The 25,509-nt window shown below is 61.4% G+C and carries 21 protein-coding genes and 3 tRNA genes; 15 read left to right on the top strand and 9 right to left on the bottom strand.

Annotated features, from left to right (window positions below; translation table 11 throughout):
* Positions 1-35 precede the first annotated feature (35 nt).
* The 3 genes from ACE4QZ_RS08435 (at position 36) to ACE4QZ_RS08425 (ending at position 4,166) form a co-directional block, all read left to right on the top strand.
* On the top strand, positions 36-1,316 hold the full coding sequence (locus ACE4QZ_RS08435; protein ID WP_021783328.1) for an OprD family porin: 1,281 nt from the start codon (positions 36-38) through the stop codon (positions 1,314-1,316).
* 160 nt (positions 1,317-1,476) lie between these two features.
* Entirely contained in the window at positions 1,477-3,192 is a 1,716-nt protein-coding gene (locus tag ACE4QZ_RS08430) for a proline--tRNA ligase (RefSeq protein WP_021783327.1), read from the top strand.
* Between the two features lie 20 nt (positions 3,193-3,212).
* A complete protein-coding gene (locus tag ACE4QZ_RS08425) occupies positions 3,213-4,166 on the top strand; it encodes a hypothetical protein (protein ID WP_103462109.1) in 954 nt (317 codons plus the stop codon).
* Positions 4,167-4,193: 27 nt separating this feature from the next.
* Here the strand turns inward: ACE4QZ_RS08425 and dinB are convergent, their stop codons facing one another.
* Entirely contained in the window at positions 4,194-5,255 is a 1,062-nt protein-coding gene (gene dinB, locus ACE4QZ_RS08420; protein ID WP_162149595.1) for a DNA polymerase IV, read from the bottom strand.
* 221 nt (positions 5,256-5,476) lie between these two features.
* Here dinB and ACE4QZ_RS08415 point away from each other — a divergent pair.
* The 5 genes from ACE4QZ_RS08415 to ACE4QZ_RS08395 all read left to right on the top strand — a co-directional run bounded on the left by ACE4QZ_RS08415 (position 5,477) and on the right by ACE4QZ_RS08395 (position 10,169).
* A tRNA-Met gene (locus ACE4QZ_RS08415) sits at positions 5,477-5,553 on the top strand.
* Positions 5,554-5,686: 133 nt separating this feature from the next.
* Positions 5,687-5,763, top strand: a tRNA-Met gene (locus tag ACE4QZ_RS08410).
* A gap of 134 nt (positions 5,764-5,897) precedes the next feature.
* Positions 5,898-5,974, top strand: a tRNA-Met gene (locus ACE4QZ_RS08405).
* 260 nt (positions 5,975-6,234) lie between these two features.
* A complete protein-coding gene (gene mprF / locus ACE4QZ_RS08400; RefSeq protein WP_103444798.1) occupies positions 6,235-8,877 on the top strand; it encodes a bifunctional lysylphosphatidylglycerol flippase/synthetase MprF in 2,643 nt (880 codons plus the stop codon).
* Positions 8,877-10,169 carry a virulence factor family protein gene (locus ACE4QZ_RS08395; protein ID WP_084850355.1) on the top strand — a complete coding sequence of 431 codons (1,293 nt, stop codon included), beginning with the start codon at positions 8,877-8,879 and terminating at the stop codon, positions 10,167-10,169. The genes mprF and ACE4QZ_RS08395 overlap by 1 nt, the downstream gene beginning before the upstream one ends.
* Positions 10,170-10,217: 48 nt before the next feature.
* On the opposite strand, the gene ACE4QZ_RS08390 is transcribed toward ACE4QZ_RS08395, so the two are convergent.
* The gene (locus tag ACE4QZ_RS08390) at positions 10,218-12,128 is read right to left on the bottom strand and encodes a potassium transporter Kup (protein ID WP_021783322.1); all 1,911 of its coding nucleotides are present in this window, start codon (positions 12,126-12,128) and stop codon (positions 10,218-10,220) included.
* A gap of 451 nt (positions 12,129-12,579) precedes the next feature.
* On the opposite strand from ACE4QZ_RS08390, the gene ACE4QZ_RS08385 reads away from it, so the two are divergent.
* The 3 genes from ACE4QZ_RS08385 (at position 12,580) to rimO (ending at position 14,837) form a co-directional block, all read left to right on the top strand.
* Positions 12,580-12,894, top strand: coding sequence for a hypothetical protein (locus ACE4QZ_RS08385; RefSeq protein ID WP_103462108.1), 315 nt, complete (start codon positions 12,580-12,582; stop codon positions 12,892-12,894).
* Entirely contained in the window at positions 12,894-13,181 is a 288-nt protein-coding gene (locus ACE4QZ_RS08380; RefSeq protein ID WP_103462107.1) for a helix-turn-helix domain-containing protein, read from the top strand. Before ACE4QZ_RS08385 ends, ACE4QZ_RS08380 begins: the two co-directional genes overlap by 1 nt.
* 324 nt (positions 13,182-13,505) lie before the next feature.
* A complete protein-coding gene (gene rimO, locus ACE4QZ_RS08375) occupies positions 13,506-14,837 on the top strand; it encodes a 30S ribosomal protein S12 methylthiotransferase RimO (protein ID WP_021783321.1) in 1,332 nt (443 codons plus the stop codon).
* A gap of 72 nt (positions 14,838-14,909) precedes the next feature.
* Here the strand turns inward: rimO and ACE4QZ_RS08370 are convergent, their stop codons facing one another.
* From ACE4QZ_RS08370 to ACE4QZ_RS08355, 4 genes are all read right to left on the bottom strand, one after another.
* On the bottom strand, positions 14,910-15,659 hold the full coding sequence (locus ACE4QZ_RS08370) for a hypothetical protein (RefSeq protein ID WP_033738921.1): 750 nt from the start codon (positions 15,657-15,659) through the stop codon (positions 14,910-14,912).
* A gap of 54 nt (positions 15,660-15,713) precedes the next feature.
* A complete protein-coding gene (locus tag ACE4QZ_RS08365) occupies positions 15,714-17,351 on the bottom strand; it encodes a DUF5666 domain-containing protein (protein ID WP_410480430.1) in 1,638 nt (545 codons plus the stop codon).
* Positions 17,348-18,193 carry a DUF6502 family protein gene (locus tag ACE4QZ_RS08360; protein WP_021783318.1) on the bottom strand — a complete coding sequence of 282 codons (846 nt, stop codon included), beginning with the start codon at positions 18,191-18,193 and terminating at the stop codon, positions 17,348-17,350. The genes ACE4QZ_RS08365 and ACE4QZ_RS08360 overlap by 4 nt, the downstream gene beginning before the upstream one ends.
* A 190-nt stretch (positions 18,194-18,383) precedes the next feature.
* Positions 18,384-18,872 carry a hypothetical protein gene (locus tag ACE4QZ_RS08355; RefSeq protein ID WP_410480429.1) on the bottom strand — a complete coding sequence of 163 codons (489 nt, stop codon included), beginning with the start codon at positions 18,870-18,872 and terminating at the stop codon, positions 18,384-18,386.
* Positions 18,873-19,166: 294 nt separating this feature from the next.
* On the opposite strand from ACE4QZ_RS08355, the gene ACE4QZ_RS08350 reads away from it, so the two are divergent.
* From ACE4QZ_RS08350 to tsaA, 4 genes are all read left to right on the top strand, one after another.
* Entirely contained in the window at positions 19,167-19,622 is a 456-nt protein-coding gene (locus ACE4QZ_RS08350) for a GNAT family N-acetyltransferase (RefSeq protein ID WP_021783316.1), read from the top strand.
* Between the two features lie 119 nt (positions 19,623-19,741).
* Positions 19,742-20,452, top strand: a complete 711-nt coding sequence (locus tag ACE4QZ_RS08345) for an rRNA pseudouridine synthase (protein WP_103462104.1) — start codon at positions 19,742-19,744, stop codon at positions 20,450-20,452.
* A gap of 49 nt (positions 20,453-20,501) precedes the next feature.
* On the top strand, positions 20,502-20,963 hold the full coding sequence (locus tag ACE4QZ_RS08340; RefSeq protein WP_021783314.1) for a DUF1456 family protein: 462 nt from the start codon (positions 20,502-20,504) through the stop codon (positions 20,961-20,963).
* 6 nt (positions 20,964-20,969) lie between these two features.
* Complete coding sequence (gene tsaA, locus ACE4QZ_RS08335) at positions 20,970-21,662, top strand: tRNA (N6-threonylcarbamoyladenosine(37)-N6)-methyltransferase TrmO (RefSeq protein WP_028698166.1); 693 nt, start codon at positions 20,970-20,972, stop codon at positions 21,660-21,662.
* A gap of 152 nt (positions 21,663-21,814) precedes the next feature.
* Here the strand turns inward: tsaA and ACE4QZ_RS08330 are convergent, their stop codons facing one another.
* From ACE4QZ_RS08330 to ACE4QZ_RS08320, 3 genes are all read right to left on the bottom strand, one after another.
* Complete coding sequence (locus tag ACE4QZ_RS08330) at positions 21,815-23,137, bottom strand: dicarboxylate/amino acid:cation symporter (RefSeq protein ID WP_021783312.1); 1,323 nt, start codon at positions 23,135-23,137, stop codon at positions 21,815-21,817.
* Between the two features lie 349 nt (positions 23,138-23,486).
* Positions 23,487-24,833 carry an ATP-binding protein gene (locus ACE4QZ_RS08325; RefSeq protein WP_103444802.1) on the bottom strand — a complete coding sequence of 449 codons (1,347 nt, stop codon included), beginning with the start codon at positions 24,831-24,833 and terminating at the stop codon, positions 23,487-23,489.
* Positions 24,830-25,507 carry a response regulator gene (locus ACE4QZ_RS08320; RefSeq protein WP_021783310.1) on the bottom strand — a complete coding sequence of 226 codons (678 nt, stop codon included), beginning with the start codon at positions 25,505-25,507 and terminating at the stop codon, positions 24,830-24,832. Before ACE4QZ_RS08320 ends, ACE4QZ_RS08325 begins: the two co-directional genes overlap by 4 nt.
* Between the last annotated feature and the right edge of the window lie 2 nt (positions 25,508-25,509).

The raw sequence follows: 25,509 nt of genomic DNA, 5'->3' as shown, positions 1-25,509 counted from the left end.
GGTACTCTTCCTAAAAACCAAAGGAGCAAATCACGATGCGCGTGATGAAGTGGAGCATGATCGCCCTGGCCGTTGCGGCAGGGACCTCGCAGTTGGCAATGGCCTCGGCACAGGACGAGTCCAAAGGTTTCATCGAAGACAGCAAGCTGAACGTCAAGACCCGCATGCTGTATTTCAGCCGTGACTTCCGTAACAACGATAGCGGCAAGAGCCGCGTTGAAGAAACCGGCCTTGGCTTCCTCGGCACCTTCGAATCGGGCTTCACCCAAGGCACCGTAGGCTTCGGTGTCGACGCCATCGGCATGCTGGGCCTCAAGCTGGACAGCGGTAAAGGCCGCGCCGGCACCGGCCTGTTCCCGACAGGTTCCGACGGCCGTTCGCAAGACGAGTACTCCGAAGGCGGCGGCGCAGTGAAAATGCGCATTTCCAACACCGTGCTCAAGTTCGGCGACCAGTTCACCGCCCTGCCAGTACTGGCTACCGACGACAGCCGCCTGCTGCCGGAAGTGGCTGAAGGTGGCCTGATCACCAGCAACGAAATCGATGGCCTGACCCTGCATGCCGGTCACTTCACCGCGCTCAACGCCCAGGCTCAGACCTATCACGACAGCCTGAACCTGACTGAAGCCAACGTCTTTGGTGGCACCTATGCCATTACCGACAGCCTCAGCACCAGCGTCTACTACTCGCGTATCGAAGATCACTTCCGCAAGTGGTACGGCAACATCAACTGGGCGCTGCCGATCAGCGACAAGCAAGGCCTGGTGTTCGACTTCAACATCTATGACACCAAGTCGATTGGCAACAACCTGACCGGCGCATGGGTAAGCAAGTCCGACGGCACCAATGAGCTGGACAACATCGCAGCCAGCCTGTCGGGCGCCTACAACATTGGCGCCCACACCTTCACCCTGGCCTACCAGAAAGTCAGCGGCGACGGTGATTACGCGTACGGCGTGGACGGTGGCGGTACCGTCTTCCTGGCCAACTCCGTTGCCCGTTCCGACTTCAACGCCGAAGACGAAAAATCCTGGCAAGCACGCTACGACCTGAACTTCGCCGAGTTCGGTGTACCTGGCCTGACCTTCATGACCCGTTATGTTCGCGGTACCGGTGCCACCACCCGCACCACCGACAGCGGCAAGGAATGGGAACGCGACATCGACGTCAAGTACGTGATGCAAAGCGGCCCAGCCAAGGACCTGAGCTTCCGCGTTCGTCAGGCCACCTACCGCTCCAGCGACGGTGTGTACTACGGCTCCTCGTCGATCGACGAACTGCGTCTGATCGTGGAGTACCCGCTGAGCATCCTGTAAGCCTGGCTTGCAGTGCCCCGCACCTGAAAAAGCCCGGCAATCACGCCGGGCTTTTTCTTGGCTGACAAGTGTCACGCCCTGGGGCATCCTGTACGCCTTCGTTTCCCCCCCGTACAATGCGGGGCTATTTCAACGTCTTAGGCAATCGACACGGCTAACCATGCGCACCAGTCAATATTTGCTCGCCACCCAGAAAGAAACCCCTGCCGACGCAGTGGTCATCAGCCATCAGCTCATGCTGCGTGCCGGCATGATCCGCAAACTGGCCTCCGGCCTGTACACCTGGCTGCCGATGGGCTTGCGGGTAATGCGCAAGGTCGAAGCCGTGGTGCGCGAGGAAATGAACGCCGCCGGCGCCCTGGAAGTGCTGATGCCGAGCATCCAGCCCGCCGAACTGTGGCAGGAATCCGGTCGCTGGGAGCAATACGGCCCTGAACTGCTGCGCGTGAAAGACCGCCACCAGCGCGACTTCTGCGTCGGCCCTACCCACGAAGAAGTGATCACCGACCTGGCCCGTAACGAGCTGTCCAGCTATAAACAGCTGCCGCTCAACATGTACCAGATCCAGACCAAGTTCCGTGACGAGATCCGCCCGCGCTTCGGCCTGATGCGTGGCCGCGAGTTCATCATGAAGGACGCCTACTCGTTCCATGCCGACCAGGCTTCCCTGCAGGAAACCTACGATCGCATGCACCAGGCGTACACCAATGTGTTCACCCGCCTGGGCCTGGACTTCCGCCCTGTGCAGGCCGACACCGGCTCGATCGGTGGCAGCTACTCGCACGAGTTCCACGTACTGGCCGAGTCCGGCGAAGATGACGTGATCTTCAGCGACAGCTCCGACTATGCCGCCAACATCGAGAAAGCCGAAGCCATACCGCGTGAAACCGTGCGTCCAGCGCCTACCGAGGAGCTGCGCCTGGTCGACACCCCGAACGCCAAGACCATCGCCCAGTTGGTGGAGAACCACGGCCTGCCGATCGAAAAGACCGTCAAGACCCTGATCGTGCGCGGCGCCGAAGAGGGCAAGCTGATTGCCCTGATCGTCCGTGGCGACCACGAACTGAACGAAATCAAGGCCACCAAGCTGGAACAGGTTGCCGACCCGCTGGTCATGGCCACCGAAGCCGAACTGCGCGAAGCCATTGGCGCCGGTGCCGGCTCGCTCGGCCCGCTCAACCTGCCACTGGAAATCATCATCGACCGCTCGGTTGCCCTGATGAGCGACTTCGGCATTGGCGCCAACATCGACGACAAGCACTACTTCGGCGTCAACTGGGAGCGCGATCTGCCGGTTCCACAAGTCGCCGACCTGCGTAACGTGGTCGAAGGCGACCCAAGCCCTGACGGCCAGGGCACCCTGGTTATCAAGCGCGGCATCGAAGTGGGCCACATCTTCCAGCTGGGCACCAAGTACAGCGAGGCGCTGAAGTGCCAGGTGCTGGGCGAGAACGGCAAGCCGGTCGTACTGTCGATGGGTTGCTACGGCATTGGCGTATCCCGCGTGGTTGCTGCTGCCATCGAGCAGAGCTATGACGACAAAGGCATCATCTGGAATGACGCCCTGGCTCCGTTCCAGATTGCCCTCGTACCGCTGCGCTACGAAACCGACGTGGTCCGCGACGCAACCGACAAGCTGTATGCAGAACTGACCGCCGCCGGCTATGAAGTGCTGCTGGACGACCGCGACAAGAAAACCAGCCCAGGCATCAAGTTTGCCGACATGGAGCTGATCGGCATCCCACACCGCATCGTCGTCAGCGATCGCGGCCTGGCCGAAGGCAACCTGGAGTACAAGCACCGCACCGAGCAAGACGCCCAGACGTTGCCGCTCAATGAAGTGCTGACCTTCCTGCAGGCCCGCGTTCGCCGCTGATAATCAATGCACGAGTGATCATGTTCAAGCGAAGTACCTTTACCCTGGGGGGTGCCGCACTATGCGGCACCCTGCTCCTCAGCGGCTGCGCCAACCAGATGTCCCAGCGCAGCGACCATGAGGAGCGCGTCGAGCGCAAACTGCTCGAGCACACCCTGCAGATCGATGTCGGTGAGCCGAAGGTGATGGAGCTTCCGCAGCGACGTGTGCGCGTGCATGAGCAAAAGCGCTTCGAAGTCACCGAGTTCGAAGTGACCCGTCGCTATGACCGCTACACGCCGTACCAACCCTGGCGTGAGATCTACGAGATCCCGCTGGGTGCAGTGGCCGTGGTGGCGGGTGTCGGCGCCAATGTGGTCAACGTCTTCGCCCTGGGCAACCTGCCGCAAAGCATCACGCATGACTGGCTCAGTTATGGCGTGGATGGGCTCAACCCGTTCATGAACGTGCCCTCCAACGGCCGCGCCCAGCAAAACCTGGCCGGGATCAGCGAAGTGCAGAAAGGCAAGCGCGAGGAATCCACCAGCCTGCCCTGGAGCGAGCGCCTGGTCGAGGTCAAGGCCGGCAAGATGACCCACGAGCTGACCACCGACCGCAATGGCGTGCTGCGTCTGAACCTGCTCGACAGCCCGTTTTCCGAGCAGAACCTCAACCACGTCGGCACCTTGCACCTGCAGGTACATGATGAGGACAATGCGGTAAGAGGCGATGCCAGCCTGCTGGTCAGCGCTACCCTGCGCAATAAGCTGCTTGAAGCCCATGAGCTGATCTTCGATGACCTCGAAGATGATGATGTCGGCCAGTGGGTGCACCGGGTCAAGCGCTTGTCCGAGCTGGGCCTTGAAGAGGAAGCCAGTGAAATGGAACAGAGCCTGATCGAGCTGACCCGCAACGATCCGGAGCTGCAGCAGGAGTTCTTGCAGTCGCTGACCGAGGCCACTGGCCGGTTGGTGGCCGATCCGGGCGTGCATTAACAGAATGGGGCTGCATTGCAGCCCCTTTCATTTATTAGGCGGGAACAGCTCCAGCTGTTCATGCGCCCCCCGCAAGTCACGCAACCGCACCCCTACCCCTAGCAAGCGTACCGGCTTGCCACCACGGGCGAATGCCTGCCCCAGCAATTGCCGATAACTCTCCAGGTCCCGGCCCGCGCCCGCCTGCTCCATGGTGGTCTGGCTGAAGTCATGGAACTTGACCTTGACGAACGGTTTGTCTGGCCGGTAACTGCTGTCCATACGGGCGATGCGTTCGTTCAGGCTGTCCAGCAATTCGGGCAGCCGCGCCAGGCAACTGGTCAGGTCTGGCAGGTCGGTATCGTAGGTGTTTTCAACACTCACCGACTGGCGTCGGCTGTCGTTGTGCACCGCACGCTCATCGATCCCCCGCGCCAGCCCCCACAACCGCTCGCCAAAACTGCCGAACTCGCGCACCAATGCCAGCCGTGACCACTCACGCAAATGCAGGCAGGTTTCGATGCCCAGCCGCGTCAGTTTGTCGGCCGTCACCTTACCCACCCCATGCAACCTGGCCACCGGCAAGGCTGCAACGAACGTTTCCACTTCATTTGGGGTAATCACAAACAGCCCGTTGGGTTTGCGCCAGTCACTGGCGATCTTGGCCAGAAACTTGTTAGGCGCCACGCCAGCCGACACGGTGATATGCAGGGTGCGGGCAACACGCCGGCGTATATCCTCGGCAATGCGCGTGGCGCTGCCCGAATACCACTGGCTGTCGCTGACATCCAGATAGGCTTCGTCCAGCGACAAAGGCTCGATAAGCTCCGTGTAGTCGCGAAAGATCGTGTGGATTTCCCGCGAAGCCTCGCGGTAGGCCTCGAAGCGCGGCTTGACGATCAACAGATCGGGGCAGAGCTTCAGCGCATGCCGCGACGACATGGCCGAGCGCACGCCATAGGCGCGTGCTTCATAGTTGCAGGTGGCGATGACCCCGCGATGGTCGGGCGAGCCCCCCACCGCCATGGGCCGACCGGCCAGGCGCGGGTCGTCACGCATCTCGATCGCAGCGTAGAAACAATCGCAGTCGACGTGAATGATCTTGCGCAAGGACATGGACGACCGTCAGCACTGTAAATTCATACAGATAGTATCGCATGCGCCCTGCTCTGAAACAGCTCACCTGCCTGGCCACACGATAATCGGCCTGAAAGCCCCGCCGTGCCTGAGCTGCATACTGTTATCAAGCGCTAAGGGTTTGAACAAAAAAGGTTTTTCCAAAACAATTGCTTGACATCGGGGCGCAAATCCGTAGAATTCGATCTCACAGGCGCGGGATGGAGCAGCCTGGTAGCTCGTCGGGCTCATAACCCGAAGGTCGTCGGTTCAAATCCGGCTCCCGCAACCAGATTCGAGAAAAGGCCACTGTTAACGCAGTGGCCTTTTTCTTTGCCCGCAAAAAAGCCTTTTCGAAAAAGCTCGAAAAATCAATGCCTAGCGCTTGACATATAAACTGTACGCTGTAGAATTCGCCCCACTGACGCGGGATGGAGCAGCCTGGTAGCTCGTCGGGCTCATAACCCGAAGGTCGTCGGTTCAAATCCGGCTCCCGCAACCAGATTCAAGAAAAGGCCACTGTTAACACAGTGGCCTTTTTCTTTGCCTGCTGATAAGCGTTTTCGAAAAAACATCGATAAATCAAAGCCTAGCGCTTGACATACAAACTGCACACTGTAGAATCCGCCCCACTGACGCGGGATGGAGCAGCCTGGTAGCTCGTCGGGCTCATAACCCGAAGGTCGTCGGTTCAAATCCGGCTCCCGCAACCATATTCGTCAGAACAAACCCCGCCTGTGTAAAGCAGCGCGGGGTTTGTTGCTTTATACCTTCCTGATTCTTGTCGCCTCGATTTTCCCTACCCTCATGCCAACTCGCAGGCTTGAGATGCCGTATCCAGGATGAACTATCTTTAACCGTGCCAGGCAGCTGCAAACGCCTGAGGCCGGAGTAACATTGGATACGTTTTCCTAAGGGACTTTCACTTGGCCGCACCTCTCCTTCACCTCGCGCAGCATGCCCGGGGCATCTCATGACTTCGCACAATCCCGAACCTCCGGTGCCACTCGCTACGGCGCTACCCGGTGCTGTGCAGCGCCTGCCCTTGCTCGAACGCCTAAGTCGCTACCGCCAGCCCATAGGCCTGATGGTGACCCTGCTACTGTTCACGATGGCCTTGATTGCCTGCCGCCACCTGCTGAACGAGCTGGACATCTATGCCTTGCACGATGCGATGCTCAGCGTGCCGACCCAGTCATTGCTGGGCGCCTTGCTGGCAACGGTGATCGGCTTTGTGATCCTGCTGGGCTACGAGTGGTCGGCCAGCCGCTATGCGGGCGTGAAACTGCCAGCACGCAGCCTGATATTGGGCGGTTTCAGCGCCTTTGCCATCGGCAACGCCATCGGCCTGTCGATGCTCTCTGGCGGCTCGGTTCGCTATCGCCTGTACGCACGCCTGGGCCTTGGTGCTGGCGAGGTCGCACGCATGACCGTGTTTGCCAGCCTGTCACTGGGCTGCGCGCTGCCGCCACTGGCCGCCCTGGCGACATTGAGCAACCTGCCGGCGGCCTCGACAGCACTCGGGTTGGCGCCCGGCCTGCTGGCCGCTGTCGCCAGCGCCGTGCTGGTGCTGTCTGCCTTGCTGGTCATTGGCTTGTACCGCCGACGCCTGGCCGAGCAACCACTGGCCGATAACCTGCTCGTTCAACTGGGCCGGCGCACACTTCGCCTGCCCAATGCGCGCCTGGCGGTCCTGCAACTGCTGATTACCGCGCTGGATGTGGCGGCGGCAGCCACCGTGCTCTACCTGTTGCTGCCAGAAGCCCCTCCTTTCGGCGCCTTTGTGCTGGTGTACCTGCTGGCCTTGGCTGCAGGCGTGCTCAGCCACGTACCGGGCGGCGTCGGGGTATTCGAAGCGATCCTGCTGGCGGCCTTTGCCGACCAACTCGGTGCCGCACCGCTGGCCGCTGCCTTGCTGCTGTACCGGCTGATCTATGTGGTACTGCCACTGCTGCTGGCCTGCGTGTTGCTGCTGGCCAATGAAGCCCGACGCCTGCTGTTTGCACAACAGGCCATCAAGGCCGCTTCGGGTCTGGCCGCACCGGTCCTGTCGATTCTGGTGTTCCTGTCCGGCATGGTGCTGCTGTTTTCCGGCGCCACGCCGGAGATAGACACGCGTCTGGAGCACATGGGCTTCCTGGTGCCACACCGGCTGATCGATGCCTCTCATTTCGGCGCCAGCCTGATCGGTGTGCTATGCCTGCTACTGGCCCAAGGCCTGCGTCGGCGCCTGTCCGCCGCCTGGCTACTGACCACCGTACTGTTGCTGGTCGGCGCCCTGCTGTCGCTGTTGAAGGGTTTTGACTGGGAAGAGGCTTGCCTGCTGACCTTCACCGCTGCCCTGCTCGCTCTATTCCGCCGCTCGTTCTATCGCCCCAGCCGCCTGCTGGAGCTACCCTTCTCGCCGGTGTTCCTGGTGGCCAGCGCCTGTGCGGTAGGCGCATCGGTGTGGTTGCTGCTGTTCGCCTACCAGGATGTGCCTTACAGCCATCAGCTATGGTGGCAGTTCACCCTGGATGCCGACGCTCCACGGGGTCTGCGCGCCGCCATGGGCAGCGCCTTGCTACTGGCTGCCGTGGCACTGACGTGGCTGCTGCGCACGGCGCCGCCGGTGATCCACCTGCCCGATGAAGAAGAGCTGCAACGCGCCAACCGTATCCTGCAGGCCTCCGACCAGCCCGACGGTGGCTTGGCGCTGACTGGCGACAAGGCGTTGCTGTTCCACCCGCGTGATAATGCGTTCCTCATGTACGCCCGGCGCGGCCGCAGCCTGGTGGCGCTGTACGACCCAATAGGCCCGGCCCAGGAACGCGCCGAGATGATCTGGCAGTTCCGCGACCTGTGCGACCTGCATAACGCACGGCCAGTGTTCTACCAGGTGCGTGCGGAGAACCTGCCGTTCTATATGGACATCGGCCTGACCGCATTGAAGCTGGGCGAAGAAGCCCGGGTCGACTTGCGCCGCTTCGACCTTGAAGCCAAAGGCAAGGAGATGAAGGACCTGCGCTACACCTGGAACCGCGGCGGACGCGATGGCCTGAGCCTTGAGATCCATGAGCCCGGCCACGCTCCGCTGGCTGAGCTGAAGGAAATTTCCGATGCCTGGCTCGGCGGCAAGAGCGTGCGCGAGAAAGGCTTTTCGCTGGGGCGCTTCAGCCCGGACTACCTGCAACACTTCCGCATAGCCCTGATTCGCTTCCAGGGCCGCCCGGTAGCCTTCGCCAACTTGCTGGAAACCCATGGAAACGAGCTGGCCAGCCTCGACCTGATGCGTGCGCACCCCGAAGCGCCAAAGCTGACCATGGAATTCATGATGATCGGCTTGATCCTGCACTACAAAAGCCATGACTACGGGCGTTTCAGCCTGGGCATGGTACCGCTGTCCGGTCTGCAACCAAGGCGTGGCGCCCCCTTGACCCAGCGCTTGGGTTCACTGGTGTTCCGCCGTGGTGAACAGCTTTACAACTTCCAGGGGCTTCGACGCTTCAAGGACAAGTTCCAGCCGGACTGGGAACCCCGCTACATGGCCGTGCCAGCCGGGCTCGACCCGCTGGTGGCACTGGCCGACACCGCCGCCCTGATTGCAGGCGGCCTGACTGGATTGGTGAAACGCTGATGACCCGACGCTTTTGGCTGTACCTGCTGGTTCCCCTGCTGCTGGCCGCCTTGGGTGGCGCGCTGGCCTTCTGGCTGTGGACGCGCCCGGCCCCCGAGGCACGCCTGGAACAAATGAGCATCAATGACACCAGCATCACCCTTGTTACCCCTGGTGTGCACCCCAAGGTCCGGGTGGCCATCGGTGTGCCACAAGACCAGGCACTGACGGGCAAGCAACTGCTCGACCTGAGCCAGGCCGGTGAAGCCCAGCTGGTGCAGGTAATTCTGCCGCCTAATGACTGCAGCAAGCAGCAACAGGCCATGGACCAGGCGCTGGCGCAACTGCCAGGAAAACCGACCCTGGTCGCAGGTATCGGCCCCGGTGCCGCTCAGGCCTGGCGTTGGCTGGCCAGCCAGGACAATGACAAGGCGCGGGCCATTTCCGTGGGCTTCACCCTCGAACAGCCTGGCTGCCAGGCACCGCTGCCCAAATCGGCTGCCCATGGCCACTGGAACGTCGCCTGGAACGACAACCCGGATGACGCCAGCGCCGCGTTCGTGCGCGACCAGGCCAACGCCGAAACCAGCATCAGCGACTACGACATCCACTTGCCACAAGTGCTCAAGGCGCAACTCACCCAAGCCCTGGTCGGCCATGACGGTAACGCACTGGCCATGCCGGTGGTCGAGGTGCCGGCCGGGCAAACGACAGACACGGTCACCTTGTTCCTTTCTGGTGATGGCGGCTGGCGCGACCTGGACCGCGACGTGGCCGGGGAAATGGCCAAGCTGGGTTACCCGGTGGTAGGCATCGACACGCTACGCTACTACTGGCAGCACAAGACCCCGGAACAAAGCGCCGCCGACCTTTCCGAGCTGATGCATCACTACCGGCAGAAGTGGGGTACCAAGCGCTTCGTATTGACCGGCTATTCGTTCGGCGCCGATGTGCTGCCGGCGATCTACAACCGCCTGCCGGTCGAGGACCAACAGCGTATCGACGCGGTGATGCTGTTGGCCTTTGCGCGCAGTGGCAGTTTCGAGATCGAGGTCGAGGGTTGGCTGGGCAAGGAAGGCCAGGAAGCGCCAACCGGGCCGGAAATGGCCAAGCTGCCAGCACCCAAGGTCGTCTGCGTGTATGGCGTAGAGGAAACCGACGAAAGCGGTTGCACGGAAAACACGGCAGTAGGTGAGCACCTCAAACTGCCTGGCGGGCACCACTTCGACGAGAACTACCCGGCACTCGCCAAGCGGTTGATTGGCGAGATCGAGACGCGCCAAGGCAAGTCCCGCGTAGCTGAGCAGAATTGACAGGCATCAGGGCCGCTCTGCGGCCCTGACAGTACCGTATAACCCAATTCAGATCTCGACCTGCGTCCCCAGCTCGATCACCCGGTTCAACGGCAGGTTGAAGAAGCGCAGGTTGCCGTTGGCATTCTTCAGCAAGAACGCGAACAGGTTGCCCCGCCAGCGCGACATCCCCTCCAGCCGTGACGCGATCACCGTCTCGCGACTAAGGAAGTAGGTGGTGCGCATCGGCGTGAAGTCCAGGCCATCCAGATGGCACAGCTTCAACGCGGCAGGCACGTCCGGCTCATCCATGAACCCAAAGTGCAGCAACACACGGAAGAATCCGTCGCCATAGGCTTCCACCTCGAAACGCTCATGTTCCGGCACCCGGGGCCGGTCTTCGCTGACCACAGTCAGCAACACCACCTGGCTGTGCAGCACCTGGTTGTGCAGCATGTTGTGCAACAGCGCATGCGGCACGGCATCGGAGCGCGCAGTCAGAAACACTGCCGTACCCTCGACCCGGTGCGGTGGCTGAATGCGGATGCTGCTGATGAACAATGGCAACGGCAGCGCACCTTCATCGATGCGCTCGACCAGAATCTGCTTGCCGCGCTTCCAGGTGCTCATCAGCAGGAACAGCACACCGCCGGCCAACACCGGGAAGGCACCGCCCTGGGCGATTTTCGGCACGTTGGCGGCGAAGAACAGCCCGTCGACTAACAGGAAGCCGACCAGAATCGGCACTGCGAGCAGCGGCGGCCACTTCCACAGCAGCAGCATCACCGCGGATACCAGAATGGTGGTCATCAGCATGGTACCGGTGACCGCAACCCCATAGGCAGCCGCCAGAGCGCCCGACGACCCGAAGCCGATGACCAACAGGACCACGCCCGCCATCAGCGTCCAGTTCACCGCACCAATGTAGATCTGCCCCTGCTCGTCGCTTGAGGTGTGCTGAATGTGCATACGTGGGATGTAGCCCAGCTGGATGGCCTGACGGGTCAGGGAGAAGGCCCCGGAAATCACCGCCTGCGAGGCGATAACCGTGGCCATGGTGGCCAGCCCGACCAAGGGCAGCAGCGCCCAGTCCGGCGCCAGCAGGTAGAACGGGTTGCGCGCCGCCTCCGGATTTTGCAGCAGCAGTGCACCCTGGCCAAAATAGTTGAGCAGCAGCGCCGGTAGCACCAGGATGAACCAGGCCCGGGCAATCGGCTTGCGGCCAAAGTGCCCCATGTCGGCGTACAGCGCCTCGGCACCGGTCAGCGCCAGCACGACCGCGCCGAGAATGGCCACGCCGATGCCTGGGTGCACCACGAAGAAGTTGACTGCCCAGCCCGGGTTGAACGCCTTGAGCACTTCCGGGCTCTGCGAGATGCCATGCACACCCAACGCGCCCAGCGCCACGAACCAAGTCACCATGATCGGACCAAACAGCTTGCCGATCTTCTCGGTGCCGTGCTGCTGCACCAGGAACAGTGCCACCAGCACCACCAGCGAAATTGGCACTACCCAGTGGTCGATACCGTCGAAGGCCAGGCCTACGCCCTCCACCGCCGACAGCACCGATACCGCCGGGGTGATCATACTGTCACCATAGAACAGCGAAGCGCCGATCAAGCCACAGATCACCATAAGCGTGCGCAGCCGCGGGTAGGCCGCCGTGGCCCGCCGCGCCAGTGCAGTCAGCGCCATGGTGCCGCCCTCACCCTGGTTATCAGCACGCAAGATGAACATCACGTACTTGAACGACACCACCCACAGCAGCGACCACAGGATCAGCGACAGGATCCCCAGCACGCCATCATGGTTGACCGACACCCCATAGCCGCCGGTAAAGACCTCCTTGAGGGTGTACAACGGACTTGTGCCGATATCGCCATAAACCACACCGACCGCCGCCACGAGCAGGCCCACCGACCGCGACGCCCCCTGCTTCCCCTCGTGCCCGCCCTCAGCGTGACTGCTTGCCTGAACCATCGACCACTCCCGCAAACGGCCCTTACGGCCCCTGGTAATCACTTTGCCGCCAGGCCCTTGAAGGCACCCCGGCGCAACGGCGCGAAGCATAGCGCAGCGTTCGTCGTATTTCTGCTGGTCAAGCGCCCTTGCGCTCGCTAGAATTGCGCACTTTTTGATCAGAGGCGCCAAAAGCGCCCGTCAAGTTCGTCCCCGATTCCGGCCGGGCGACCTGTATTCAATACCGAGGTTAGTCATGTCCACCACGCCCGCCACCCCCAAGGCAGGTTTCGGTTTGGAAGGCTTGGGTTGCCCTGATGACTCTCAATCTATACTTGAACGTTGATCCTACCTCTCCTATACCGCTCATCCCCTAATCAAGAAAATCACACGCTGACACAGGCGCCACCTTGTACAACGTAGACGAACCCCCTATCATCCAGCTACGCCATTGACGCACACAAGGGACTGCATGATCTTCATCGAGACCCCAGTATTCACCTCCGATCTCAAGGAGCATCTGGATGATGAAGAATACCGGGCTTTGCAGGCCTATCTGGCCGAGCATCCCGAAGCAGGTTCTCTCCTAGAGGAAACCGGCGGCCTCAGAAAAATCCGCTGGGCAGCCAAGGGCAAGGGCAAGAGTAGGGGTGTACGAGTGATCTACTACCATGTCACTGCAGCCCACCAGATCCGTATGATTCTGATCTATCGCAAGGGAATCGTGGATACCTTGACGAGCAGTCAGAAAGCGCAGCTTCGCGCACTAAACAAAGGGTGGAAATAATGGATAAGAATCTCTTCGATCGTCTTGTGGAAAGCATGACTCAGATGGATGAGATCGATCGCGGTGAGCGTCAGCCCTCGCGTGAATTCCACGTAGACGCAGTTCAAGTCAAAAAGATTCGTCAAGCCACCGGCCTCTCACAGGCTGCGTTTGCCAAACGTATTGATGTCGCAGTAGGGACTTTACGGAATTGGGAACAGGGCCGTCGCGAGCCTGAAGGACCAGCTCGTGCCTTGCTTCGAGCGATTCATAACGATCCTGAGCACGTACTTGCGGCATTGAGCTAAGTATACAAAAGCCCACAGTAGCGCTTTTTAAGCACACAGCTCGACAGGAAACTCACCTTACCTCAGCGTGACCAATTGCCTGAACCATCGCCCCCCTCCCGCAAACGGCCCTCACGGCCCCTGGTAATCACTTTGCCGCCAGGCCCTTGAAGGCCCCCCGGCGCAACGGCGCGAAGCATAGCGCAGCGTTCGTCGTATTTCTGCTGGTCAAGCGCCCTTGCGCTCGCTAGAATTGCGCACTTTTTGATCAGAGGCGCCAAAAGCGCCCGTCAAGTTCGCCCCCGATTCCGGCCGGGCGACCTGCATTCAATACCGAGGTTAGTCATGTCCACCACGCCCGCCACCCCCAAGGTAGGTTTCGTAAGCCTGGGTTGCCCAAAAGCCTTGGTCGACTCTGAACGCATCCTGACCCAGCTGCGCATGGAAGGCTATGAAGTCGTGCCCACCTACGAGGACGCCGACGTGGTGGTGGTCAACACCTGCGGCTTCATCGACAGCGCCAAGGCCGAATCGCTGGAAGTGATCGGCGAAGCAATCAAGGAAAACGGCAAGGTCATCGTCACCGGCTGCATGGGCGTCGAGGAAGGCAACATCCGTGACGTGCACCCAAGCGTGCTGTCGGTCACCGGCCCACAGCAGTACGAGCAGGTGGTCAACGCCGTTCACGAAGTGGTGCCACCGCGTCAGGACCACAACCCGCTGATCGACCTGGTGCCGCCACAGGGCGTCAAGCTGACCCCGCGCCACTATGCCTACCTGAAAATCTCCGAAGGCTGCAACCACAGCTGCAGCTTCTGCATCATCCCGTCGATGCGCGGCAAGCTGGTCAGCCGCCCGGTGGGTGAAGTGCTGAGTGAGGCCGAGCGCCTGGTCAAGGCCGGGGTCAAGGAGATCCTGGTGATTTCCCAGGACACCAGCGCCTACGGCGTCGACGTCAAGTACAAGACCGACTTCTGGAACGGCCGCCCGGTCAAGACCCGCATGCTCGAGCTGTGCGAAGCGCTGAGCAGCCTGGGCGCCTGGGTACGCCTGCACTATGTGTACCCTTACCCGAACGTTGACGACGTGATCCCGCTGATGGCTGCCGGCAAGATCCTGCCGTACCTGGACATCCCGTTCCAGCACGCCAGCCCGAAAGTGCTCAAGTCGATGAAGCGCCCTGCCTTCGAAGACCGCACCCTGGCACGCATCAAGAACTGGCGCGAGCAATGCCCTGAGCTGGTGATCCGCTCCACCTTCATCGTCGGCTTCCCGGGCGAGACCGAGGAAGACTTCCAGTACCTGCTGGACTGGCTGACCGAAGCCCAGCTCGACCGCGTGGGCTGCTTCCAGTACTCGCCGGTAGAAGGCGCCCCGGCCAACGACCTGGGCCTGGAAGAAGTACCGGACGACGTCAAGCAGTCGCGCTGGGACCGCTTCATGGCCCACCAGCAGGCCATCAGTGCTGCCCGCCTGCAATTGCGTATCGGCAAGGAAATCGACGTGCTGATCGACGAAGTTGAAGAACAAGGCTCGGTTGGCCGCAGCTTCTTCGATGCACCGGAAATCGATGGCAGCGTGTTCATCGATGGCGACCATGGTTTCAAACCAGGCGACAAAGTGCGTTGCCGTGTAGTGGATGCCGACGAATACGACATGTGGGCTGAACCCATCTAAAACGGCTGAAGCCTGCAAAGCCCCTGCCCCGGCGCTCTCCATTAGGGAATGACCGGTGCAGGGGCTTTTTTGTCAGAACGTGTGGAACAGCATCAGGCCGCCCTCGGCATCCGGGCTGGCATCCGAGAAGCCTTTGACTGCGTAGAGTTGGACTTTCCACTGCGGGTTGAGCTTGTGGGTGAGGAACAAGGTAAGCTCCTTGATCTGCGCCCCGGTCGAGACCACTTTCTGCCGCCAATCGTAGGAGGCGCCGGCCGAAGTACCGACCGCCACCGGCAGGGCAAAACCGAGGCTGGCAAATACCGGGTCGTCGAAATCGCTATCGGGCGGGTCGCCGAATTTCTTCCAACCCAGTGTCGCGAAGCCGGTGACCGAGCCAAAGCCCTTGGTGATGTCGACCTGGGTGGTGTAGTCGTACTGTCCGGTGCCCAGGCACTGGTCTTCGTCGGCGGTGGGGAATTTGACCTTGCCGATCAGGTCCAGCATCAGGCCGCCGTCACTACCATCTAGCAATGCATAGGCGACGCTGGCAACCGTGTCACCCAACCCGCTCTCCACGTCTCGGCAACCACCGGGCAAGGGGTCACCATTGGGGCCGACTTCGGGGTTGGTGATACGCAACCAGGGCACGGTAACCTTGTAAGTCATGGGGCCGCTCTCATACTTGCCGACCACTGGCAAATACCAGATTTCCGACGTGGTGCCGGTGCCATAGTCGCCACTTGAATAGTCCATGCCAATGGCGGCACTGAAGGTATCAGCCTGCACCGACACACAGGTGCATGAGAGCAAACAGGCGAAAAGAGCGAGCGAGGGTCTCATTTGCACCTCAGTACGCTTTCGGGAAGCATGGTCGGATTTTCACAGCCTAGTTGGCTAACGCCCGGATCGCTCTGGATGCTCGACTTTTTCCACCTTCTCAACTCTCTCTGGTAACTCCACCTTTTCGACCCGTTCAGGTTTTTCGACTTTTTCGACTTTTTCGACTTTTTCGACTTTTTCGACTTTTTCGACTTTTTCGACTTTTTCGACTTTTTCGACCTTCTCGACCTTCTCGACCTTCTCGACCTTCTCGACTTTCTCGACTTTCTCGACTTTCTCGACTTTCTCGACTTTGTCGGGCTTTTCGACCTTCTCTACTTTTTCAACCTTCCCGGTTTTTTCGACTTCAACCTTTTCAACCCGATCGGAGCTTCCGCTGTTGCTGCGGGCCGACCGCTCCAAGGTGTCGCGGTGTGCCGACGCTCCCGACTTGTCAACGCTGCCATGGCTACCGGAGCCGTCGACGGCGCTGCGCCCACTGTGATCATCACTACTTTCATCGCGATCGTTGGTCGCATCGCTTGCGCCATGACCGCTGCTGGAACCGCCGGAGCTGCTTTTGTCATGCTCACTACCGTGCCCCGACTGGCTTCTGCCGGGATTGTCTACACGGTCGTCCTGGAGTTCCACGCGGGTTGCCCGCAGCTCATGAGTACCATTGAGCACCCCGCTCACCCGCACACGTTGATCGAGCGCCAACGCCGTTGGCTGCCTGCCGACAATTACGGTGCCCTGCCCCAACGTCACATTGATACCTGCGACCACCAACTGCCGAGCTTGTGTGCGCTGCACCAGCCCTTCAACCACCGCCTGCTGGACACGGCCAGCAAAAGGCAGGCTCGGGTCTGGACGGGTTTGCGCCACTTCAAGCTGGCGCCCGGTCCACTGGCCGCGCACCAGCAATTCACGAGCAGGCGCCACACGGGTACCCAACTTCAACCCTTGAAGGCTGCCAGTGCGATCAACCGCGCCGATGGCGCTGGCCTCCCTCAACCCCGGTGCCCGTTCGATGCGGGTGGCCACTACTTCTCCCCGGGCATCGCGCAGGCCGCTGACCCTCACGGGCTCACCAGGGCGCAGCCCTTCAGCCACCCGCGCGCCAGCGGCCAACCGCACAGGTTGCCCCATGACCCGCAGGGGGGCCGAGGCATTGGGCAGCGCCGTCAACGGCCCTTCGAAGACGTTGAGGATCGAAATGCGCCCCGCTTGCAGGCCGCGCTGGGTGGCGAATGCCTCCACCGCCACCACCTGCCCGATCGCCAGCTGACCACTGCTGGTAGGTGCGCCGTTTTCACTCACCGGTACGTCCTTGCCATAGTGCACTTCCATGCCATTGACGCAGATCGAGGCAAATCCGGTGATGGTACCGACGATACCAGTCCCTCCAGTACCGCCCGGGTGCAGGATCGGCGTACCGGTACCGTCCACACCATCCGCCACTGCACCTGTGCCGCCTGTACCCCCAGGGCGTTGCTGAACTGGGGCACCGGTGCCACCGACGCCGCCATTTTCATTGCGCACACCGGTGCCGCCCATGCCGCCGGGAAACTGCAGACTCGCGGCACCGGCCATACCCACTTCGTCACGGCTGACACATACCGGCGCTGCAGCCACCTCGCCCGGGACCATCAGGTTCCACCCGAAAACCAGGGCAAACGTGACAGCACTGAGGTAGCGCACAAAAAGTGTCATGGCCCGGGTGTCTTCGACGGATCGGAATCGGTAGCTTCAGTGTAGAAATAAAGCCCGACAGTGATGCGCTGACGTTGTTCGATACCGGGCTCATCAACACTCTCCAACTCAGCTGCAAGTCGGCTGAAGGCAAGAAGTGTCTGCATGCCATCCTTGGCTACCACGTCACGCAGATGCTCGACGCTGGCCGGGCTCAAGGCATCGTAGTGCACGCTACGCTCAAAAAACGGCTGGCCTTCGCCGCTGAGGTTATGCACCGCAGCACAGGCATGGTCATGCAGGTTGTGGCCGAAGTACGCAGCCTTTTCATCAAAACCCTTCTGTGGCACGAATGCATGGGCTTCCAGGTGCACGCAATCCTGCTCATCGAGCCGCACGACGCCCAGGCGCAGCCATTCGTCCAGCACCACCCGACCGCGGATATCGGTGCTGACCCTGGCGACCAGGGCATCGAATGAGCAATCGCCACCCACACTGGCTAGCCGTGCAAGCGCCCTCGCCTGGCCGGGCGCCGAGCAGAATGGTGGGGTGTTGGTCCACACATTGACCAGCTGTGCACCTAGCGTGATGTTATCCGGCAGGGTCGCACGTGCAGTGTCGCCCTCATTACGCAGCCGCCGGACATCTTTACGATGTACGCCTGTAAGCAGGCTGATACGGCTGTCGGTTGGCGCAGTGTCGTTCAGGCGAAACTCGCGATGGGCTACATCGACGAACACCTCCTTGAGCAGGTCGGTGAACATCGTGTAGGTGACCCCTTTGCGCAGCATCAGGCGCACCAGCGGGCGCATGACACGCCGCAGCGCACTCAGCATCGACGGGGGTAAAACAGGCGATTGCATTGAGGGCATTCCTTGACAGAGGCACCCAGTATAAGGCGAGGGAATAAATCCCACGCAAACCGCAATCATGTCCCGGCTTGGGCGAGGAAAAAGCTGTCAGCGCTCATTGGAAATGACGTGACAAAGGCAGGCAGGCCAGAACCTGCTCATACAAAACCCGTCCGCTGGGTTTTGTATGGACCACTTCGGATCAGTACCAATCAGCTTCTGCTGTTGTCATCCCCGGCCTCGCCACCGGCATGAACACCGTGGTCATCACCCGGTTCGCCACCCACATGGTTGCCGTGATCATCACCAGGTTCACCACCAACATGATTACCGTGATCATCCCCAGGCTCACCGCCGACATGATTACCATGATCGTCACCTGCTTCAGCATGGTTGCTGCTGCGCCCAGCGTTTGAATTGCCGTCGTGGCCACTGCCACTGTTGCCGGCATGGCCACCACCGTCACCGCCGCTGCCGTGGCCACCACTTCCACTTCCGCCGCCACCGTGACCACCGCCGCCACCACTTCCACCACCACCGTGACCACCGCCTCCACCACTTCCGCCGCCACCGTGACCACCGCCGCCGCCACTTCCACCGCCACCATGGCCACCACCGCCTCCCCCATGACCGCCACCGCCGCCGCCGCCGCCGCCGCCGCCGCCATCTTTAGCGTAAGCACTGGTGCCATGAGAAATCGAGTCAGGGATCAAGGCAATGGACATCGATAACACGCCAGCTACAGCTGCCGCGAGTAACGCCTTCTTGAACAGCAGGTGGATTTGCATAGTCCGCCTCCAGGTCTTCGCCACGAGAACGCCAAATCAGTCAGGAATCCAGTTTCAGATTGAACTTATATTTACGTGGGATTTTTTCCCACGCTTAATTAATAGACCGTCACTCCCCAGGTCTCAAGCGCCAAGCGAACAAGCCGACCGGTGGTTGGCCTGCTATGTTTTCCCTATCGCCCCAGAGGAACGCCGGCATGCCTGCGCTACTGACGCTGCAAACCCCGCGCTTGAGCGACTACAGCGAGCTGGTACAAGTGTGGGAGGATTCGGTACGTGCCACCCACGACTTTCTGCCAGAGGGCTATATCCTGCTACTGCGCGAGCATGTGCTGCGCCGGTATCTCGACGCAGTGATGCTGATCTGCTGCAAGGACCGCCAGCGCATCTGTGGTTTCGCCGGTGTCGCCAACGGGCGGATAGACATGCTGTTCGTCGCACCTGGCTACCGCGGCCAAGGGGTAGGCAAGCGCCTGCTGCGCTATGCAATCAGCGAACTGAATGCCGAGTACCTTGACGTCAACGAACAGAACCCGAGAGCGCTGGGCTTCTACCTGCATGAAGGTTTCGAGGTCATCGGCCGTTCGGAAACCGACGGCCTGGGCCAGCCCTACCCTCTGCTGCACATGAGGCTAATGCGCACAGTGCCTTGAGGCGGCGCCTGAATGTGCCGCGCTATGTGTCCAAAATGGCGCATCTGACACAGATTCCCATCATCTACCGCTTGCAGGCAGGTACAATGGAGGCCTTTCCCTGCCTTGCGAATTGCCCCATGTCCGAACCCGTCCGCCTGTCCAAACGCCTCATCGAGCAGCTCGGCTGCTCCCGCCGCGAGGCCGAGCAGTACATTGAAGGAGGCTGGGTAACGGTCGATGGCGTGGTGGTTGAGCAGCCGCAGTTCAAGGTTGAGCAGCAGCGCGTCGAGCTGCTGCCGGGCGCCCGTGCCGAAACCCTGGAGCCGGTGACCCTGCTGCTGAACCAGCCAGCCGGCATGGACAGTGAAGACGCCCGCGCCAGCATGAACATGGGCAGCCTCAGCGAAGCCCACCGCGAAGGCGTGCGCGCCCTGCACGGGCATTTTGCCCGGCAGGCCTGTGTGGCACCGCTGGAGCCTGGCGCCAGCGGCCTGCAGGTGTTTACCCAAGACTGGCGGGTATCCCGCAAGATCGAAGCCGACCTGCGTCGCCTGGAGCAGGAGTTCATCATTGAAGTGCGCGGCGAGACCACCCCCCAGGCGCTGGAACGCCTGGCGCGCGGGGCCATGCGCAATGACCGCGAATTGCCTAAGGCCAAGGCCAGCTGGCAGAACGAGACACACTTGCGCATGGTGTTGAAAAACCCACAACCAGGGCAGATTTCCGAGCTATGCGCCTACCTGCGTCTGGAGCTTTTAAGCATGCGACGCATTCGCCTGGGGGGTGTGTCGATGGGCAAGTTGCCCTTGGGCCAATGGCGCTACCTGGCTACCTCCGAACGTTTTTAAGCAATACGCCGCGCCGGAACGCGCGGCACCTGAACAGGATTCTGCTGCAATGAACCACAACGACGTCCTGCGCAGCCTGCGCTACATGCTCAAGGTGAACGACGCCAAGATGGCCGAGATCATTGGGCTCTCTGGCCTCGAAGTGCATCCTCTGGTGCTGGCCACCTACCTGAAAAAAGAAGAAGAGGAAGGCTTCGTGCGCTGCCCGGAACGGGTGATGGCGCACTTCCTTGACGGCCTGGTGATCTACCGCCGAGGCAAGGACGATAGCCGCCCGCAGCAGCCGATTGAGCTGCCGGTAACCAACAACCTGATCCTCAAGAAGCTGCGTGTGGCCTTTGAGCTCAAGGAAGACGACCTGCACGCGATTCTCAAGTCGGTCAACTTCCCGGTCAGCAAACCTGAGCTCAGCGCGCTGTTCCGCAAGGCTGGCCACGACAACTACCGCCCGTGTGGCGACCAGTTGCTGCGCAACTTCCTCAAGGGCCTGACCCTGCGCGTGCGCGGCTGAGTGGCCATGCAGCATACGGTTGTCCCGGTCGGCATCGTCCGTTCCTGTTTCAAGGAAAAGTTTGCCATTCCGCGCCAGCCACAGCTGGCACCTGCCGCCCGTGGCGTACTCGAACTGTTGCCGCCGTTCGATCAAGGTGACGCGGTCGAAGGCCTGGAGCAGGTCAGCCATGTCTGGCTGCTGTTTCTGTTCCACCAGGCCCTGGAAGAAAAGCCGCGTCTGAAAGTGCGGCCACCGCGTCTGGGCGGCAACAAGAGCATGGGGGTGTTCGCCACGCGCGCAACCCACCGGCCCAACGGCATCGGCCAGTCGGTGGTACGCCTGGAGGGCGTGGAGCCCGGACGCCTGCTGCTGTCCGGGATCGACCTGCTCGACGGCACGCCGGTGCTGGATATCAAGCCGTATGTGCCTTATGCCGACAGCATCGCTGGCGCCAGCAACCAGATGGCCAATGCTGCGCCGGTGGCAATTGCCGTGCACTGGGCTGACAACGCCCTGCTCCAGGCCCGCGAGCATGCGCTGCGCCTGAGCGAGCCGCTGGTGGAACTGATCGAGCAATGCCTGGCGCAGGACCCACGGCCGGCCTACCAGATACCACCGGCTGAGCGGGTGTACGGGGTGAAGTTCTGGGATGTGCAAGTAAGGTGGCATTACCCGCAGCCGGACGTCATCCGGGTGCTGGAAGTGGTACTGGGCTGAGGGCCACGGGCTTCGCCCGTGTTCGCGGGCAAGCCCGCTCCCACAGGGATCGCGCCAGCTTTTAGAAATTGAGCAAGACAGTTGCTCCCACAAGGGACCGCGCAGACACGAAAAAGGCGACCTTGGGTCGCCTTTCTCATTTCAACTAGCTATCAACGAGCCGGGCCTTCAGCCACGCCCAGGTCGTCGGTCGGGCGGGTATCGATCAACGGCGCACCACCGGAGGCCAATTCCGAAGCCAGCTTGTCGTCGTCCATTTCCTTGACCCACTTGGCCACCACCACAGTGGCAACGGCGTTGCCCACCAGGTTGGTCAGGGCGCGGGCTTCGGACATGAAGCGGTCGATGCCGAGGATCAGCGCCAGGCCGGCAACCGGCAGGTGGCCAACAGCCGACAGGGTCGCGGCCAGCACGATGAAGCCCGAACCGGTAACGCCGGCAGCCCCCTTGGAAGCCACCAGCAGTACCAGCAGCAGGGTGATCTGGTGAGTGATGTCCATGGTGGTGTCAGTGGCCTGAGCGATGAACACCGCAGCCATGGTCAGGTAGATCGAGGTACCGTCCAGGTTGAACGAGTAGCCGGTAGGGATAACCAGGCCGACTACCGATTTCTTGGCACCCAGGCGCTCCATCTTGGCCAGCATGCGCGGCAGGGCCGACTCCGAGGACGAAGTACCCAGCACGATCAGCAGTTCTTCACGGATGTAGCGGATCAGCTTGAGCACGCTGAAGCCGTGGGCACGGCAGATACCGCCCAGTACCACCAGCACGAACAGCAGGCAGGTGATGTAGAAGCAGGCCATCAGGTAGCCCAGCTGCACCAGCGAGCCGACACCGTACTGGCCGATGGTAAAGGCCATGGCGCCAAACGCGCCGACCGGTGCCAGTTTCATGATCATGTTGATGATGTTGAACATGACATGGGCGAAGCGGTCGATCAGGTCCAGTACCGGCTTGCCGTAGCTGCCCAGGCGGTGCAGGGCGAAACCGAACAGCACCGAGAACATCAGCACTTGCAGGATGTCGCCGTTGGCGAACGCGCCGACGACCGTATTGGGGATGACGTTGAGCAGGAAGCCGACGGTGGTCTGCTGCGAGCCGGCGGCGGCGTAGGCAGCCACGCTGCTGGCATTCAGGGTGCTGACGTCGATGTGCATGCCAGCGCCTGGCTTGACCACGTTGACGACGACGAGGCCAATGATCAGCGCGATGGTGGAGACGATTTCAAAGTACAGCAACGCGTAGCCGCCGGTTTTGCCGACCGACTTCATGCTCTGCATGCCGGCAATGCCGCTGACCACGGTACAGAAGATGATCGGGGCGATGACCATCTTGATCAGTTTGACGAAGCCGTCACCCAAGGGTTTGAGGGCAACGCCCGTTTCCGGGTAGTAGTGGCCGAGCAGGATGCCGATGGTGATGGCGACCAACACCTGAACATACAGGGATTTGTACAGCGGCTGACGTGTCGTCATGGCTAATTTTCCTCAAGTGTGCCGGTTCACCCTTCCCAGAGTGATGGGGGCACCTGAATCGCTAACCCTCCTGCACTTGGAGGGATTTGTCGTTGTGTTCGAGCTGCCTGGGCAGGCCTCTGCGAGGATCAATAGCAAGGGTGGTGCCAAAATGCCCATGAAGGGTGCAAGGCCCGTATTTACTAGGGATAAATGCCCAACGACAGGGCGATATTCCCAGGGCGGATTGGCGGATTTCCGCCCGGTGGCGGAATTTGTACAGGGAGGAATGGCGGAAATCCGCCCATTATGAATTGCCAGTGCCGCCCATTCGCGGATTTACCTGCGAATGGGCGGCACTGGCTACGAGTCAATCCAGGTTGAAGGTAATCCTGAACGCGGCGCCTCCCAGCGGAGAATCGCCAAGGCTCAGCACGGCGTCATAGCTGTCGACGATATCCTTGACCACTGCCAACCCGATGCCCTGCCCCGGGTGCTGGCTGTCCAGCCGCTCCCCACGCTCCAGAATGCGTTCACGCTGGTCGGCGGGCACGCCCGGCCCGTCGTCCTCGATGCACAAGGTCAGATGCCCCGGCGCCTTCACCAGGCTCACCCGCACTTGCCCCAGGCTCAGCCGGTAGGCGTTCTCCAGCAGGTTACCGAGCATTTCCAGCAACGCGCCCTGCTCCATCGGTACCTGCGCCGCGGCCGGCAACTCCAGCACCACGTCCACACGTTTTTCCCGGTAAACCTTTGCCAAGGTACTGCACAGGCTGTCGAGCAACGGCCGCAGCAATACGCTGTGGCGTACCAGGCCACTCTTGCGCAGGCTGGCGCGTTGCAGCTGATAGTCGATCTGCTGGCTCATGCGTTCGATCTGGCTTTGCAGCACCCGCGCCTGCTCGCGCTCGCCGCTGCGCTGCTGCAAGCTTTCACCCACGCCCTGTAGCACCGCCAGCGGCGTCTTCAGGCTGTGCGCCAGGTCGTCCAGCGAATCACGGTAGCGCGTGCGCTGCTCACGCTCACTGCGCAACAGACGGTTGAGCGAGCGGGTCAGGCGCAGCAACTCGCGTGGGTGCTCGCCGCTCAGGCCGTCACGTGCACCGGATTCCACTTCATCCAGTTCGTGGCTGAGGCGTCGCAACGAGCGCAGCCCCCAGGTCAGGCCTGCCCACAACAACACCATAAGCGCCAGCAATGCAGCGCCGAACCCCAGGTAGAGCTTTTCGCGCAGGCCATTGAGGGTGGCCTTGTACTCGCTCACGGGCTGCAGCGCGACAATGCTGTAGGCGGCGCTCTGCCCGCCCAGCAGCTTTATCTCGACGTCGTACACGAAGAACTCTTCGCCATCGGACTGGTGAATGCGGTCGAACTCGTTGCCGCGCCCGTCATAGCGCGGCTGGTAGTTGATGTGCCGGTCGGCGGTGGCACGCGACTGCCAGACCAGTTTGCCGTCGCGGTCAAAGATATAGCCGAGCAGGCCTGTGTAGGGCAGGTTGTAGCGCTCGTCCGGCAGCAGTGTCGGCATCTGCAACCGGCCATGCTCGATACGCGCAGCGGAAATCAGCGTGGTTACATCAGAGGCCAGCCGCTGCTCGATCGATTCCTGCAAAGCCAGGCTGAAGGCCTTCTGCAAAGCCGGCAGCAGCGCCAGCATGAACAGCAGCGCCAACACTGCGGCGGCCAGCATCAGGCGCACCCGCAGCGAGCGGATCATCGGCAGCGCTCAGTGAACAGGTAGCCCAGGCCGCGCACCGTGTCGATGGGCTTGAAGCCGTGCTCGCCTTCAAGCTTGCGGCGCAGGCGGCCAACCAGCACTTCGATGACATTGGGGTCGCGCTCTTCGTCACCTGGGTACAACTGTTCCATCAGGCGATCCTTGGCCACCACCTGCTGGTGATGGCGCATGAGGTATTCGAGGATGCGGTATTCGTAGGCAGTCAGGGCCAAAGCTTGTTCGTCGAGGGTGGCCTGCTTGCGGTTGAGGTCAAGTACCAAGGGGCCAGCGGTGATGGTCGACTGGATGAAACCACTGGAGCGGCGTAACAGGGCATTGAGCCTTGCTTCAAGCTCCTCGAACTGGAACGGCTTGACCAGGTAGTCGTCGGCACCGGCGGCCAGGCCCTCGACCTTGTCTTGCCAGTTGCCACGGGCCGTGAGGATGAGAATGGGGAAGGTCTTGTCCTGGCTGCGCAGGCGCGTGATCAGCTCCAGGCCGCTGATACCGGGCAGGCCCAGGTCGATAATGGCAAGGTCGAAGTGGTACTGCTCGGCCTGGTACAGCGCTTCTTCGGCGTCAGCGACCGCCTCGACCACATGGCCGCTTTCGCCCAGGCGGGTGTAGAGGTGATGGCGAAGCAGGGCTTCGTCCTCGACCACCAGCAGTTTCATGT

Source organism: Pseudomonas sp. DCA-1 (genome assembly GCF_046523955.1).
GTDB classification, from domain to species: Bacteria; Pseudomonadota; Gammaproteobacteria; order Pseudomonadales; family Pseudomonadaceae; genus Aquipseudomonas; species Aquipseudomonas putida_Y.
Note: the sequence above shows the minus strand (reverse complement) of the source record. Positions and strands in the feature narration are given on the sequence as shown.